Raw genomic sequence first — 13,322 nt, 5'->3', positions numbered from 1 at the left:
CCCAAGGTTACATGCTTTGGCAACGCCGCAAGGTCAAGGGCCGAGACAGGAAAACCCGGAGGCCCGCGATGCTGACACAGGCGCGCAAGATGTTCTACCGCGCCCGCGGATATTATGCGGGCCGCCTGAATGGTGAGCCGTTCCGGCTGGACCCGTACCATTCCAAGTTCTGGCGCAAGGCCGAAACCGGCGCGTGGGAGCCCGAGACCTTCGCCATTCTGGACCGGCACCTTTCGCCTGACCGCGATTATCTGGATATCGGTGCGTGGATCGGCCCGACGGTTCTATATGGTGCGCGAAAGGCGCGGCATGTCTGGTGTTTCGAGCCGGACCCGACGGCGTTTCGGCATCTGGCCTGGAACCTGGAGTTGAACGACCTCCGCAACGTCTCGGCCTTTGGCGTGGCGCTTGCGGACGGGTTCGGCGTGACCCGGATGGCTTCGGTCCGCGGCGAGCCGGGAGATTCCACAAGTTCGCTCCTGCTTGACGGCGCGCATGGCTGCGATGCCCTGACGATCACCTGGGATCAGTTCAAGGCCGCAAATGACCTGTCGGGCGTCTCGCTGGTGAAGATGGACATCGAAGGCGCGGAGTTCGCGGTGCTGCCGACCATGCTGGACTGGCTGAAACAGCAGCGACCTGCCTTGCTGCTTTCTACCCATGCCCCCTATCTGGAGGCCGAAGCCCGGCGCGAGAAACTGGCCAAGCTGGCGGAGGATTTGTCCTTTTACACCAATTGCCGGGACGACAAAGGGTCCACAGGATTTGACGCTGTTACCACACCGTGTGCGTTGCAGAAATTCCCGACATTTCTTTTTTCCGATTAGGCTTTCCCGCCATTCTTCACTTCGCCGCCTTGCAGGTTCCCGTCGCGCTGTTGCTTGAACGGCCAACACTCGCCCGCATCGTGAGCTGCATGGATCTTGGGTTCAGCCAAGCGGTATAAACGACACTGGCGGTCGTCTCATAGTCCTGCAACGTCATGCCTTCCACAATTCGTTTCCTGCGGGTGGGCATCTTTTTCAGAGTCCACCGCAACTTGTAACTGCCGTCGGACTGTTCCTTGAATTTGACCTGCTTCGCCGCCTTTTCAGCAAATTGAATGATTGGGTCATACGCTGTCGCAGCTTTGTTGGCAGCATCGATTACATAAACACTTTGACTGGGGATCCATCCCAATCCCGAACTTGTCATATCACCGCATTCGTATTTTCTCGGTGCAGCGGTTGCGAGAACGGGTAGCGAAATCAAAAAAACTACGTAGAACAACTTGAACAAAAGGTGCCTCCAATCCGTTTGAAGGCACCTTATGTTCAGAATTTAGTCGCTACAACCTATAAGAGATTTAGCTCAAAAAACACCGACCGCGCTGCCCGGCTGCGCGGCCACCTTCAACAGCTTGAACACGTAGTCGGCGACCGAGCGGAAGCAGACCACGCGGAACGTCTCGGCATCGTCCATCCAGAACGCCCCCGCGACCTGCGCCAGACGCGTCCGACGGATCTGGCCGGGCTTGAAAGCCTCGGGCGAGAAATCGACCGGCGCAACCTTGCCCAGAACCTCGCGTGCGCTCGGACCCGCGACCCGGAACACCGCCCGCGCGTCCGAGACGTTGACCGCCAAGGCATGCACGCCACCCAGCGCGCCCTTCATGGCGGCCAGTTTGGCCTCGACCTCGGCGTAGGGAACAAGCACCAGCAACTCGTCGGGCGACATCCAGCACACGCCGGTATCGCCATGCACGAAGGCCTCGCGTTGGCCGGGCATCTTCTGTCCCGTGGCGTCCTTGACTGCCTTGATCACGAGTTTGTCGGACAGGTCGCCGCGCAGGGTGATCATCCCCTGCAGGCCGCATTCCTCGATCCGGGCGATGCCGTCAAAGCTGGCGTGGTTCAGTGCGCTGATGGGTTCAGGCATTCTGCTTCTCCCCGTCCTTGTCGTAGAACACCGGGTCCACGATCTTGGCCTTGTAGATTTTGTCGTCGGTGCCTGGGAACTCGATCACGTCGCCCACGCGGTTCGGCCCGTTCTTGACCAGCCCCATGGCGATGCCCCGACCCAGATTGGCCGAGTAGTAGGTTGAGGTCACGCGCCCGATCACGTTGCGCTGACCGTTGGCGTTCACGCCCTCGCCCACCGCATAGGCCCCGTCAGGCAGAACCGATCCATCCACAGTTTCCAGACCCACCAGTTTCCAGCGGTCCGGGTCGGTCATGTGCGACCGTTCCTGCGCGCGCTTGCCAAGGAAATCCTCTTTCTTCTTCGAGATCGCCCAGTGCAGCCCCAGATCCTGCGGGATCACGGTGCCGTCGGTCTCGTCCCCGATCATGATGAAGCCCTTCTCGGCGCGCAGAATGTGCAGACATTCCGTGCCATAAGGCATCACGCCGAACTCTTTGCCGGCCTCCATCAGGGCATCCCAGAAGGCCTGACCCTGGCTGGCGGGCACCGCGATTTCATAGGACAGCTCGCCTGAGAACGAGATGCGGTAGGCCCGGCAGTCGAAGCCGCCGATCTGGCCGTCGCGCCACTCCATGAAGGGCAGCGCCTCTTTGCTGGCATCCATGCCGCCGAGTTTCTCCAGCACCTTGCGGGCGTTGGGGCCGACCACGGCGATCTGGGCGTATTGCTCGGTCACGTTGGCGACATAGACCTTCCAGTCCCACCACTCGGTCTGCAGCCATTCCTCCATATGGGCATGGATGCGCTCGGCGCCGCCGGTGGTGGTGTGGCACAGCCAGGTGTCCTCGTCGATGCGCGCCACCACGCCGTCGTCGATCAGAAAGCCGTTTTCCGAGCACATCAGGCCATAACGGCATTTGCCGACCTTCAGCGTGGACATCATGTTGGTGTACATCATGTCCAGAAACTTGCCCGCATCCGGCCCCTTGACGATCAGCTTGCCCAGCGTCGAGGCATCCAGCAGCCCGAGGTTTTCGCGGGTGTTTCTGACCTCCCGGTTCACCGCGTCATGCACGGATTCCCCGGCCCGCACATAGGCATAGGGGCGCCGCCAGTGGCCCACCGGCTCCCAATCGGCGCCGTTCCGGTCATGCCAATTGTGCATGGGCGTGCGGCGGATCGGCTGGAACACTTCGCCCCGCGCCTCTCCCGCGATGGACCCCATCGAGATCGGGGTATAGGGAGGGCGGAAGGTGGTGGTGCCAACCTTGGGAATCTCGGATTCCAGTGCATCAGCAAGGATCGCCAGTCCGTTGATATTGCTGAGCTTACCCTGATCCGTCGCCATGCCCAAAGTGGTATAGCGCTTGGTGTGCTCGACGCTCTCATAGCCTTCGCGGGCGGCCAGTTGCACGTCCGAAACCTTTACGTCGTTTTGGAAGTCCAGCCAGGACTTCATGCGCAGTTGCACCTCGGCCTTGGCAGGCATCAGCCAGACCGCCTGCATGGGCGCTTCGGTCTCGACCTCGCCCTGCGGCGCCTTGGTGTTCTTCGGCTTGAACCCGGCCGCCTTGGCCGCGGCCTTGCCGGCGGCATGGGCATCGGCCAGCACCTCACCCAGCGCCAGTGGCCCATTGGCCGAGCCCGCCGGGACAACGAAGCCTTCGCCGTTCGCGCCCAGCGGCGGGCGGTCGGGGTCGGGACGGAAATGGGCGTGGGTTTCGTCCCAGATCAACTTGCCGCCGCAATGCGACCACAGGTGCACGACCGGAGACCAGCCGCCCGACATGGCGACCGCATCGCATTCGACCTCTTCCCGAGCGCCGCCGATGCCTTCCTGGTTGCAGATCGCGACCTTCTTGACCCGCTTGCCGCCCTTGACCTTGGCGATGGCCTTGCCGGGATCGACCCGGATGCCAAGGCTGCGCGCCTCGTCCGCCAGTGGCCCGGCCGAGGGACGGGCATCGACCACTCGCAGCACATCCACGCCCGCCTGTTTCAGGATGATCGCGGTGCGGTAGGCGTCGTCATTGTTGGTGGCGACGATCACGCGCTCGCCCGGGGTCACGCCCCAGTTGACCACATAGTCGCGCATGGCCGAGGCCAGCATCACCCCCGGCACGTCATTGCCGGCAAAGGACAACGGGCGCTCGATCGCGCCGGTGGCCGTGACGACCTGCTTGGCGCGGATGCGCCACAGGCGGTGGCGCGGGCCTTGAGTGCCCGGTTTGTGGTCGGTCAGCCGCTCGTATCCCAGCACGTAACCGTGGTCATAAACCCCGGCCCCCATGCAGCGCGACCGCATGGCGACATTGTCCATTGTTTCGAGTTCGGAAACCAATTGTTCCACGAACTTATCCACAGGCTCGTCGTTGACGGTGCCGCCATCCACGGGCGCGCGGCCACCCCAATGGGCGGTCTGTTCGATCAGCATGACCTTGGCACCCGATTGCGCCGCGGCCTTGGCCGCCTGCAGGCCCGCAACACCGCCGCCGATCACCAAAACGTCGGTGAAGGCATAGAAGTGTTCATACGTGTCCGCGTCGCGGCTGTCCTTGTCAGGTGCCTTGCCAAGACCGGCCGACTGGCGAATGAAAGGCTCGTAGACGTGTTTCCAGAACGGTTTGGGGTGGATGAAGGTCTTGTAGTAGAAGCCCGCCGGCAGGAACCGCGCCAGCGCCGTGTTCACCGCGCCGATGTCATGGTCCAGGCTGGGCCAGTGGTTCTGCGAGATCGCGGTCTGGCCGTTGAAAAGTTCGGTCGTGGTGGCGCGCTGGTTCGGCTCGAACCGGTTTCCCTGCCCCAGACCGACCAGCGCGTTGGGCTCCTCGGCACCGCTGGCCACGACACCACGCGGGCGGTGGTATTTGAACGACCGGCCGACCATCATCTGGTCATTGGCCAGCAGGGCCGAGGCCAGCGTGTCGCCCTGATAGCCCTGCATCGAGGTGCCGTTGAAAGTGAACGTGACGGGTTTGGACCGGTCGATCAGCCGGCCCTGATCTGCGAGACGGGTGCTCATGTCATGCGGACCTTTCGCAAATGGAGGCGTCGGAGCCTCCGGCGGGAGTATTTTGGGCAAGATGAAGCATCAGGCGAAGTCTCTCCAATTCCAGCCGGGGCGTCTGACCGAGATCGCGTCGCGGATCTCTTGCGGCGGCTCGGTGGTCTGGGCGGAATAGGTGCCGAACACTTCGAGCGTGTTCGTGCAGCGCGCGGCGTGGAACCACTTGCCGCAACCGTTGCTGTGCCGCCAGCGTTCGAAATGGACGCCTTTGGGGTTTTCGCGCGCAAACAGATAGTCGTGGAATTCGTCATCCGACGACCCGGGGCCGTGGCGTTTGATATGGGCCTCGCCACCGGCAGTGAGTTCGGTTTCTTCGGCATCCACGCCGCAATAGGGACAATGGAGGATCAGCATGTGTTCATCCTTTCGGCGGCAAGCTGGCGGCGTTGGCCAGCGAGAGTTCGGTCAGTTTGGCGCGCAGTTCGGCGTCCTCGAAGGCGCCGGCATCGATTTCGACCATCCCGCCCATCGGGCGGCCGGTGAACGAAAGCGGTCGGGCGCCGGCCTCCAGAGCCTGGGCCTCGCGTTCCTTGCCGGGACGGTACATCGCGCCATCCCGTGTGACGCCGCAGACCATGTTGCCGTGCAGCAGGAAGCACAGACCGCCGAACATCTTCCTTTCGGTCAAACCCGGCTCCACGCCCAGATCGGCGCGCATGGTTTCGGCCATGGCTTCGGAATAGGCCATCACGCCGCTCCTTTTCGAACGGCCTTGCAACCGGGATGTGCGCGAGAACTCGACATCAATGCGCCACCCCTGCGGCCACGCTTTCGTCGATGAAGCGGCCTTCCTTGAACCGGTCCAGCGAAAACGCCTCGGTCAGCGGCGAATGCCCCGTGGCCATCAGCTGCGCCATGCCCCAGCCCGAACCGGGGATAGACTTGAACCCGCCGGTGCCCCAGCCGCAATTGATGAAGCAACCCTGGAGCGGCGTCTTCGAGATGATGGGCGAGCGGTCGCCGGTCATGTCCACGATGCCGCCCCATTGGCGCAGCATCTTCAGCCGCGAGATCATCGGGAAGGTTTCGACCAGCGCGCGGACGGTTTCCTCGATATGGTGGAAGCTGCCGCGCTGGGTGTAGTTGTTGAACCCGTCGGTGCCGCCGCCGATCACCATCTCACCCTTGTCGGATTGCGACATGTAGCCGTGCACGGTGTTGGCCATCACCACCACGTCCATGCAGGGCTTGATCGGTTCCGAGACCAGCGCCTGCAGCGCCAGCGACTCGACCGGCAGGCGGAAGCCCGCCATCTCGGCCAGCTGGCCCGAATGGCCCGCGACCACGATTCCCAGCTTGTCGCATTCGATGGCGCCCCTGGTGGTCTCGACCCCGGTGACGCGGCCGTTTTCCCGACGCACGCCGGTGACTTCGCATTTCTGGATGATGTCCATGCCCATGTTCGAGCAGGCGCGGGCATAGCCCCAAGCCACCGCATCGTGGCGCGCGGTGCCGCCGCGCTCCTGCCAGAGTGCGCCCAGAACCGGGTAGCGGGGCCCGTGAATGTTGATGATCGGCACCAGTTCCTTGACGCGCTCGGGGCCGATCCACTCGGTCTTTACGCCTTGCAAGGCGTTGGCATGGGCCGTGCGCTTGTAGCCGCGCACCTCATGCTGGGTTTGAGCCAGCATCATGACGCCGCGCGGGCTGAACATCAGGTTGTAGTTCAACTCCTGGCTGAGATCCTCATACAGCGCGCGCGCCTTCTCGTAGATCGCCGCCGAGGGATCCTGCAGGTAGTTCGACCGGATGATCGTGGTGTTGCGCCCGGTATTGCCGCCACCCAGCCAACCCTTTTCGATCACCGCCACGTTCTGGATGCCATAGTTCCGGCCCAGGTAATAGGCGGTCGCCAGACCGTGCCCGCCGGCGCCGACGACGATCACGTCATAGCGTTTCTTGGGCTCGGGCGAACGCCAGGCGCGTTCCCATCCGGTGTGGTAGCGCAGTGCTTCCCGCGCGACGGCAAAGGCTGAATAGTGTTTCATGAGCGAATCCGATCCGGTTCGTGACTTGGCGCAGATATGCCGCGCGGCCGGAGTTTACCCCTGCCATACTGCGCCGCAATAGAGCACTATTGCGACATGCCGTGGCCTCGCGGCCTTTTGCCTCTTTTTTCGCGTCCCACTCGGGTCTAGATGAGGGCAACACGCGGGAGTGCACATGACGTTCTGGATTCTGATACTGCTTTTGGCGCTGGTGGTCGCGGCGCTTCTGGTTCTCACCATGCTGCGCGGACGCCGCAACGGCGAACCTGCCGCCGCCTACGACCTGCGTGTCTACCGCGAGCAACTGGCCAGCGTGGATCGCGACCTGGCGCGCGGCGTGATCGCCGAGGCGGACGCCGATCGCGTGCGCACCGAAATCTCGCGCCGCATTCTGGCGGCGGACGCGCAGATGCGGCAGGAGCAAGCCGGCGGCGGTCCGGGCCGCGCGGCCACGATAACGGCCGCGGCGACAACGGCCGTGGTGCTGATCGGCGGCGGCGTATTGCTCTATGACCGGCTCGGCGCGCCGGGCTATGGCGACCTGCCGCTGTCCCTGCGGCTGGAAATGGCCGAGGAAAGGCGCGCCGAGCGGCCGGACCAGTCCGAAGCCGAAGCCCAGATGCCGGCCCAGCCTGAACCGCAGATCGACGAGAGCTATGCCAGCTTGCTGCAGCAATTGCGCGAGACGGTCGCGGGCCGGCCGGATGACCTTCAGGGGCATCTGCTACTGGCGCAGCACGAGGCGAATGTCGGCGATTTCCAGGCCGCCTATGCCGCGCTCCAGCGGGTGATCGAACTGTCGGGGGATGCGGCCAGCGCGGACAATTTCGCGGACAAGGCCGAGCTTATGATCCTGGCCGCGGGCGGGTATGTCTCGCCTCAAGCCGAAGCGGAACTGGTGCGCGCGCTCGAACGTGATCCCACCCACGGGCCGGCGCGGTATTACTGGGGCCAGATGCTGGCCCAGATCGGGCGGCCGGACCTGGCCTTTGGGTTGTGGGAGGAAACGCTGCGCACCTCTCCGCCCCATGCACCCTGGGCCGAGGCGATCCGCGCGCAGATCGAGGAACTCGCCTATCGTGCCGGCGCCGACTACACGCCGCCTGCGGCGCCGGCAGCCCCGCTGTCGGGCCCCTCCGATGAAGACGTTGCCGCGGCCAGCGACATGAGTGACGAAGAGCGCCAGGACATGATCCGGGGCATGGTCGAGGGGCTGTCCGACCGGCTGGCGACCGAAGGCGGCAGTCCCGAAGAATGGGCGCGGCTGATCACCGCCCTGACCGTCCTGGGAGAGACCGAACGCGCCATCGCCATCCGGGACGAGGCGCTTGCCGTGTTCGCCGGCAACGACACCGCCATCGACACAATCACCGGCGCAGCGCGCCAGGCCGGTCTGGGCGAATGATCCACGACGCATTCGAGGAGTTCGCATCCGCACTTTCACCGATGACCGCGCTGATGGGGCTGGATCTGGGCGAAAAGACGATCGGCGTTGCGGTGTCCGACCGCACGCGCGCCGTGGCGAGCCCGCTGGAAACGGTGCGGCGCAGGAAGTTCGGCCTCGACGCTGCTCGCCTTCTGGACATCGCATCCGAACGTGACATCGGCGGCATTCTTCTGGGCCTGCCGAAAAACATGGATGGCAGCGAAGGCCCGCGTTGTCAGTCCACCCGTGCGTTTGCCCGAAACCTGAGCGGATTGACCGACCTGCCCATCGGCTTCTGGGACGAAAGGCTCAGTACGGTTGCGGCAGAAAAAGCACTTCTTGAGGCGGATACGACACGAAAACGTCGCGGACAGGTGATCGACCACGTTGCGGCGGGTTATATCTTGCAGGGTGCGCTGGACAGGCTGCGCTTTCTCTAACGGGCCGGAGACCGTCGATGACGAACATGATCTGGAAAAGAAACGAGGTTGAAAGCCCTTGCGTCCAGATCTGCGTCGTTCACCCGACCGAGCGCATCTGCACCGGTTGCTATCGCACCATCGACGAGATCACCCGCTGGTCGAAAATGGACAGCAGCGAACGCGCCCAGATCATGGCCGAACTGCCCGCGCGCAAGCCACGCCTTGCCAAGCGGCGCGGCGGTCGCGCGGCGCGACTGGAGCGTTGATCCCGGTCACGTCTCGTTCAGACTGCACAAAAGGATCAGCCAGCGCCCGTCCGCCAGCCGCTTCAGCACGTTCAGCGATGTCCCTTGCTCGGTCGCGTCGCCTTCCGTGAACCGCGCGAGGCACCATCCGAGATCCTCCGCCTGTCCGGCATCGTCGATGACGATCCGTTTGCCCTCGCCCCCTTCCGACAGCCATTCCCGGTGGGTCCGTTCGATGGCATCGCGCCCGAATGCCGGCGGGCCATAGGGCGAAAAGAGGCTTGCCGAGTCGGAAAAGCACGCGGCGCAGCCCTCCGCGTCGCCCGCCCGGTAAGAAGCTGCGTAAGCGTCAAACAACGCCTGCAGTTCGCCCCGGAACGTCATTTCAGGCTCCTGGCGCGGCAGAGATCCATTCAGCCCGCGGCGAGCCACGCCTTTGCGGCCTGCATGTCATCTGCCGGGAAAAACTGCGTCTTCGCATTCACGATGTGCCGCCCGACGCGCTCGGCCATCCGCTGCCAAGTCTTGTCGCCGACGATCGCGGCGCGGTCCAGCAGGTTGGCATGGCCGCTGGCCAGGCGGAAATGTGCTGCCAGACCGGACAACCCCTGCCACCCGTCGAAATCCGTCAGGTCGATCAGCAGCCGGAACCCGTCCTTCTTGCGGATCAGCGCGTCCAGATCGCCCTCGGCCTCCTCATAGGCTTCGGGGTCCAGCTTTCCCATCAGCTTGACCTGAACGCAGGGACCGCCGAGATCGGTGACGTGAATTGACCCAAGGGACTGGCGAATCCAGCGGCGGGCCGTGTCCGCTTCGGCCAGTTCGAAGACCTGCACCGGGCACGGCAGAATCGGTGCGGCCAAACGCACGCCGTTCTGCACCCATTTCTGGTCGGCAACCACGGCGATCCGGTCGAATCCCCGCCAATGGCTGAGCCCCAGCATCGTATCGGCCCAGGCGGCGCTCAGGTCATAACCTTTGAACTCCTGCCCCATGACCACCAGCATCCGGATCCGGTCATGCTCTTTCAGAGCCGCTTCGATGGCGGGAACGAGCGTTTCGGAATAATCTGCGCTTGTGACTTCACCCGACAACTCGGCCTCGATCAGGGCGCCGTCCATCTGCGTTTCGATCGTAATCATTGTGTCAAATCTCCCCGTTTTACGAATTTTGACCGCAGGTTACGGGGATTCGATCCATTCGGCCACACCCCCCGGCAATTCGGGCCGGAAATAGGCGATCATCCGACCGTCCGGCCCGGCCGTGGCCTTCGCGCCCCAGGGGGCAACGCCGTGCAGGCACAAACGATGCACCAGATAGGCCTCGCCCGGTCGCGCGGAAAGCTCGACGCGCGGGCAACTCTCGAACACCTCGCGCCGCGCGGACTGATAGATGTCGGTCACGTCAACCTCGCGCAGTCGCGCCCGATCCGTTCCGTCGAAAACCCGCGCAAAAGCTGCGCGCATGATGTGATGACTGCCCTCCCAGACGACCATGGGAGCGGCATCCGCGCTGGCCTCGGTCAATGGTACGCCCAGTATCCAGGCGTGCGGCTCGTCCACATGCCGGCGGCGGTCCGGTCCGGCGGGTTTCAGCCCGTCCACATGCGCCGCATCGCGCCTGGCGCGGTAACGCGCGGCCGCTTCACCTTCGCCCCGGCGCGGTCGCGGATATCCGGGATAGACGACGGAGACCTGCGCCTTGTGCAAGACCGGCAGTCCCAGATGCCGGGCAATGAACGTGACGGCCTGACCGGACAACGGACCAGACCCCCCTACCCGACCCCGCGCGTCGTTGTTCAGCGCGTCAACGCCGATGAACCAAGTACCCTCGCACTCGTGCCATTGTGAATGGGCAGGATCGGTCACGGCCGCGCGCGCCGCAGGCAGGGCGTGGCGCACCCATTCCGCCAGGACCGGATCCCGGGGAAACCGGACCCAACCGCGACGAAAGAAATCTTCTACCATCCAAGCGCCTTGCGCAGCATGTTGAGCGCCACCAGCGTCAGGAAGACCGCAAAAACCCGCTTCAACGGCTTTGGATCCATCGCATGGGCCAGTTTCACGCCCCAGGGCGTGGTGATCATGGTCATTGCAATGACGATCGCAAAGGCAATCAGGTTGACCGCACCGATTGTCAGCGGCGGCCGGTGCTCGGGCGCGATCTCGTAGAACAGAAAGCCCAGGACACCGGGGACCGCAATGATCACGCCAAATCCGGCCGCCGTCGCCACCGCCCGGTGAATGGGTGTGTTGTAGAGGCTCATGAGTGGTACGCCGAAACTGCCGCCGCCGATGCCCATCAGAACCGACAGAAACCCCACCATCGGAGACAGGATGGCCCGACGCACGCCACCCGGCATGGCATCGCCCAACCGCCACTCGGACCGCCCAAGGCCCAGATAGGCACCGATCACCATGCCCAGAACGCCAAAAAGCGCCTGCAGGGCTTCGGTCCGCATGGCCGACGCCACCAAGACGCCCACAACCGCGCCGATCGCGATCCCCGGACCCCAGCGGCGCAGGATATCCCAGTCCACCGCGCCCTTGCGGTTGTGCGCCAGAACCGAGCGGATCGAGGTGACGACGATGGTGGCCAGCGAGGTCGCGAGACACATCTGCATCAGATGCGGCCCGCCATATCCAAGCGTCTGAAACGCATAGAAAAAAGCAGGAACCAGAACGATACCGCCGCCCACGCCCAAAAGCCCGGCCAGTACGCCGCCAAAGGCACCGATCGCCAGCAACAGGCCCAGCATCTGGGCCAACAGCAACGTGTCTGGCATCGTCCTCTCCCGACTGGCCTTCGGACCTTGTTACACCGCCTCGGCCTGGGCGACCAGTGGGGCAATCCGCTCCAGCGCCTGCGCGACCAGTTCCGGCCCGGCGCCTTCACGCACGGCGCCCTCGGACAGCGCCCGCCGCCATCCGCGTGCGCCCGGGCGCCCGGCGAACAGTCCCAGCATGTGCCGTGTGATCTGATGCAGGCGGCCACCCCTGGCCAGATGATCTTCGATGTAGGGGAGCATATGCCGGACCGCCGCAACCGGATCGGCGTCCTCCCCCGCACCGAAGATCATGCGATCCGCGCAACACAAGATGTCCGAAGGCCGGTGATAGGCGGCGCGCCCGATCATCACCCCGTCCAGACCGGCCTGCAGATGCGCACGCGCCTGATCCAGCGTTTCGATGCCGCCGTTGATCGAAATGTGGAGATGCGGGAAGTCCCGTTTCATCCGGTGCACGAGATCGTAGTCCAGCGGCGGGATCTCGCGGTTTTCCTTCGGGCTGAGCCCTTGCAGCCACGCCTTGCGCGCATGGATGGTCACGCGCCTGCAGCCTGCCCGGCCGATCCTGTCGAGAAAGTCCGGCAGAACCTGTTCGGGCTCCTGGTCGTCCACCCCGATCCGGCACTTGACGGTCACATCGATGGAAACGGCCTCCTGCATGGCGGCAACGCATTCGGCCACGCGTGAGGGGTCTTTCATCAGAACCGCCCCGAACGTGCCCGACTGCACCCGGTCGGACGGGCATCCGCAGTTGAGGTTGATCTCGTCATACCCCGCCTCGGCCCCCAACCGCACCGCCTGGGCGAGTTCCTCCGGGTCCGAACCGCCCAGTTGCAGAGCAACCGGGTGCTCGGCTTGGTCGTGGTCCAGCAAATGCAACGCCCCACCCCGCACCAACGCCGGCGCCGTCACCATCTCGGTATAGAGCAGCGTCCGCCTGCTCAGTAGCCGATGCAGATACCGGCAATGGCGGTCGGTCCAGTCCATCATCGGGGCGACGCTTAAACGCGCAGCTTTTTGTGCGTTATTTATCAAAGCGTTAGCTCCAAATTGCCATAACCCTCGCGTAGCACGATTTCTCCGAATTCCTGGCGAATTCGCCGGGTTTTCGGCGGTCTTCGATTCTGAGTTGCTACCGTGTAGCACACGCCCCAAGAAAAAAGCGAACTCGCTGCGATGCTGGCAGTGAAAGAGCGTCCCGAAGCATTGGACATCAACCCGCTTGTCCCTCGCGGTTCCTTCGTTGAACGCCTGTACGACGTCGCCTGGGGCGGGGACCGCGTGCCTGACGCGAACGGCAAGCTGCCGCCCGTGGGCAATACAGTCGATCTGTCGATCCCCTCTCCGAATGACGAGTTTGCCGATTTCGAAAACGCCGAGAGCGTCGGGAGCTTCAGCGGGCGCGACTTCAGGGAGGACGGTTTTGTCCGCTGGGCGTGCTGACATGGATTCAGGAGCGCGCCTGGACCTCGCCGATTTGGTAC

At 64.0% G+C, this 13,322-nt stretch carries 16 protein-coding genes; 5 read left to right on the top strand and 11 right to left on the bottom strand.

Annotated elements, in window-relative coordinates:
- Window positions 1–68 precede the first annotated feature (68 nt).
- Window positions 69–827 carry an FkbM family methyltransferase gene (locus tag AC2FNJ_RS17445; RefSeq protein ID WP_496765996.1) on the top strand — a complete coding sequence of 253 codons (759 nt, stop codon included), beginning with the start codon at window positions 69–71 and terminating at the stop codon, window positions 825–827.
- A 16-nt stretch (window positions 828–843) separates the two neighbouring features.
- Here AC2FNJ_RS17445 and AC2FNJ_RS17440 read toward each other — a convergent pair whose 3' ends face one another.
- From AC2FNJ_RS17440 to AC2FNJ_RS17415, 6 genes are all read right to left on the bottom strand, one after another.
- Window positions 844–1,278, bottom strand: coding sequence for a hypothetical protein (locus tag AC2FNJ_RS17440; RefSeq protein WP_496765995.1), 435 nt, complete (start codon window positions 1,276–1,278; stop codon window positions 844–846).
- A gap of 72 nt (window positions 1,279–1,350) precedes the next feature.
- Window positions 1,351–1,917, bottom strand: coding sequence for a sarcosine oxidase subunit gamma (locus tag AC2FNJ_RS17435; RefSeq protein WP_496765993.1), 567 nt, complete (start codon window positions 1,915–1,917; stop codon window positions 1,351–1,353).
- On the bottom strand, window positions 1,910–4,924 hold the full coding sequence (locus tag AC2FNJ_RS17430; RefSeq protein WP_496765992.1) for a sarcosine oxidase subunit alpha family protein: 3,015 nt from the start codon (window positions 4,922–4,924) through the stop codon (window positions 1,910–1,912). The genes AC2FNJ_RS17435 and AC2FNJ_RS17430 overlap by 8 nt, the downstream gene beginning before the upstream one ends.
- A gap of 69 nt (window positions 4,925–4,993) precedes the next feature.
- Window positions 4,994–5,323, bottom strand: a complete 330-nt coding sequence (locus AC2FNJ_RS17425; RefSeq protein ID WP_496765991.1) for a sarcosine oxidase subunit delta — start codon at window positions 5,321–5,323, stop codon at window positions 4,994–4,996.
- Between the two features lie 4 nt (window positions 5,324–5,327).
- The gene (locus tag AC2FNJ_RS17420; protein WP_496765990.1) at window positions 5,328–5,657 is read right to left on the bottom strand and encodes a TfoX/Sxy family protein; all 330 of its coding nucleotides are present in this window, start codon (window positions 5,655–5,657) and stop codon (window positions 5,328–5,330) included.
- Window positions 5,658–5,712: 55 nt separating this feature from the next.
- Window positions 5,713–6,957, bottom strand: a complete 1,245-nt coding sequence (locus AC2FNJ_RS17415) for a sarcosine oxidase subunit beta family protein (protein WP_496765988.1) — start codon at window positions 6,955–6,957, stop codon at window positions 5,713–5,715.
- Window positions 6,958–7,132: 175 nt separating this feature from the next.
- Here AC2FNJ_RS17415 and ccmI point away from each other — a divergent pair, with 175 nt between their 5' ends.
- Genes ccmI through AC2FNJ_RS17400 form a run of 3 tightly spaced genes read left to right on the top strand, consistent with a single transcriptional unit; the run spans window position 7,133 to window position 9,071 of the window.
- Window positions 7,133–8,362: a c-type cytochrome biogenesis protein CcmI gene (gene ccmI / locus AC2FNJ_RS17410; RefSeq protein WP_496765987.1), complete on the top strand. Its 1,230-nt coding sequence runs from the start codon at window positions 7,133–7,135 to the stop codon at window positions 8,360–8,362.
- Window positions 8,359–8,823, top strand: a complete 465-nt coding sequence (gene ruvX, locus AC2FNJ_RS17405) for a Holliday junction resolvase RuvX (protein WP_496765986.1) — start codon at window positions 8,359–8,361, stop codon at window positions 8,821–8,823. The genes ccmI and ruvX overlap by 4 nt, the downstream gene beginning before the upstream one ends.
- A 17-nt stretch (window positions 8,824–8,840) precedes the next feature.
- Window positions 8,841–9,071, top strand: a complete 231-nt coding sequence (locus AC2FNJ_RS17400; protein ID WP_496765984.1) for a DUF1289 domain-containing protein — start codon at window positions 8,841–8,843, stop codon at window positions 9,069–9,071.
- Between the two features lie 6 nt (window positions 9,072–9,077).
- On the opposite strand, the gene AC2FNJ_RS17395 is transcribed toward AC2FNJ_RS17400, so the two are convergent.
- Genes AC2FNJ_RS17395 through dusA form a run of 5 tightly spaced genes read right to left on the bottom strand, consistent with a single transcriptional unit; the run spans window position 9,078 to window position 12,873 of the window.
- Window positions 9,078–9,434, bottom strand: a complete 357-nt coding sequence (locus tag AC2FNJ_RS17395; protein ID WP_496765982.1) for a YybH family protein — start codon at window positions 9,432–9,434, stop codon at window positions 9,078–9,080.
- Window positions 9,435–9,463: 29 nt separating this feature from the next.
- Entirely contained in the window at window positions 9,464–10,192 is a 729-nt protein-coding gene (locus AC2FNJ_RS17390; RefSeq protein WP_496765980.1) for a SpoIIAA family protein, read from the bottom strand.
- Between the two features lie 39 nt (window positions 10,193–10,231).
- Window positions 10,232–11,017 (bottom strand): hypothetical protein, encoded by a 786-nt coding sequence (locus AC2FNJ_RS17385; protein ID WP_496765978.1) that lies wholly within the window; start codon window positions 11,015–11,017, stop codon window positions 10,232–10,234.
- Window positions 11,011–11,835, bottom strand: coding sequence for a sulfite exporter TauE/SafE family protein (locus tag AC2FNJ_RS17380; protein ID WP_496765977.1), 825 nt, complete (start codon window positions 11,833–11,835; stop codon window positions 11,011–11,013). Before AC2FNJ_RS17380 ends, AC2FNJ_RS17385 begins: the two co-directional genes overlap by 7 nt.
- A 30-nt stretch (window positions 11,836–11,865) precedes the next feature.
- Entirely contained in the window at window positions 11,866–12,873 is a 1,008-nt protein-coding gene (gene dusA / locus AC2FNJ_RS17375; protein ID WP_496765976.1) for a tRNA dihydrouridine(20/20a) synthase DusA, read from the bottom strand.
- Between the two features lie 141 nt (window positions 12,874–13,014).
- Here dusA and AC2FNJ_RS17370 point away from each other — a divergent pair, with 141 nt between their 5' ends.
- A complete protein-coding gene (locus tag AC2FNJ_RS17370) occupies window positions 13,015–13,281 on the top strand; it encodes a hypothetical protein (RefSeq protein WP_496765975.1) in 267 nt (88 codons plus the stop codon).
- Window positions 13,282–13,322: the final 41 nt, after the last annotated feature.

It is taken from the genome of Ruegeria sp. BHSB196, from assembly GCF_059613135.1.
This window is presented reverse-complemented; position numbering and strand designations above follow the sequence as displayed.

Excerpts from the sequence above, each read along its gene's own strand:
- AC2FNJ_RS17400 (WP_496765984.1), top strand. The coding sequence starts at position 8,841 with ATGACGAACATGATCTGGAAAAGAAACGAGGTTGAAAGCCCTTGCGTC.
- ccmI (WP_496765987.1), top strand. The coding sequence starts at position 7,133 with ATGACGTTCTGGATTCTGATACTGCTTTTGGCGCTGGTGGTCGCGGCG.
- AC2FNJ_RS17370 (WP_496765975.1), top strand. The coding sequence starts at position 13,015 with ATGCTGGCAGTGAAAGAGCGTCCCGAAGCATTGGACATCAACCCGCTT.
- AC2FNJ_RS17395 (WP_496765982.1), bottom strand. The coding sequence starts at position 9,434 with ATGACGTTCCGGGGCGAACTGCAGGCGTTGTTTGACGCTTACGCAGCT.
- AC2FNJ_RS17385 (WP_496765978.1), bottom strand. The coding sequence starts at position 11,017 with ATGGTAGAAGATTTCTTTCGTCGCGGTTGGGTCCGGTTTCCCCGGGAT.
- AC2FNJ_RS17415 (WP_496765988.1), bottom strand. The coding sequence starts at position 6,957 with ATGAAACACTATTCAGCCTTTGCCGTCGCGCGGGAAGCACTGCGCTAC.
- AC2FNJ_RS17435 (WP_496765993.1), bottom strand. The coding sequence starts at position 1,917 with ATGCCTGAACCCATCAGCGCACTGAACCACGCCAGCTTTGACGGCATC.
- AC2FNJ_RS17390 (WP_496765980.1), bottom strand. The coding sequence starts at position 10,192 with ATGATTACGATCGAAACGCAGATGGACGGCGCCCTGATCGAGGCCGAG.
- ruvX (WP_496765986.1), top strand. The coding sequence starts at position 8,359 with ATGATCCACGACGCATTCGAGGAGTTCGCATCCGCACTTTCACCGATG.
- AC2FNJ_RS17445 (WP_496765996.1), top strand. The coding sequence starts at position 69 with ATGCTGACACAGGCGCGCAAGATGTTCTACCGCGCCCGCGGATATTAT.
- AC2FNJ_RS17420 (WP_496765990.1), bottom strand. The coding sequence starts at position 5,657 with ATGGCCTATTCCGAAGCCATGGCCGAAACCATGCGCGCCGATCTGGGC.
- AC2FNJ_RS17425 (WP_496765991.1), bottom strand. The coding sequence starts at position 5,323 with ATGCTGATCCTCCATTGTCCCTATTGCGGCGTGGATGCCGAAGAAACC.
- AC2FNJ_RS17380 (WP_496765977.1), bottom strand. The coding sequence starts at position 11,835 with ATGCCAGACACGTTGCTGTTGGCCCAGATGCTGGGCCTGTTGCTGGCG.
- AC2FNJ_RS17430 (WP_496765992.1), bottom strand. The coding sequence starts at position 4,924 with ATGAGCACCCGTCTCGCAGATCAGGGCCGGCTGATCGACCGGTCCAAA.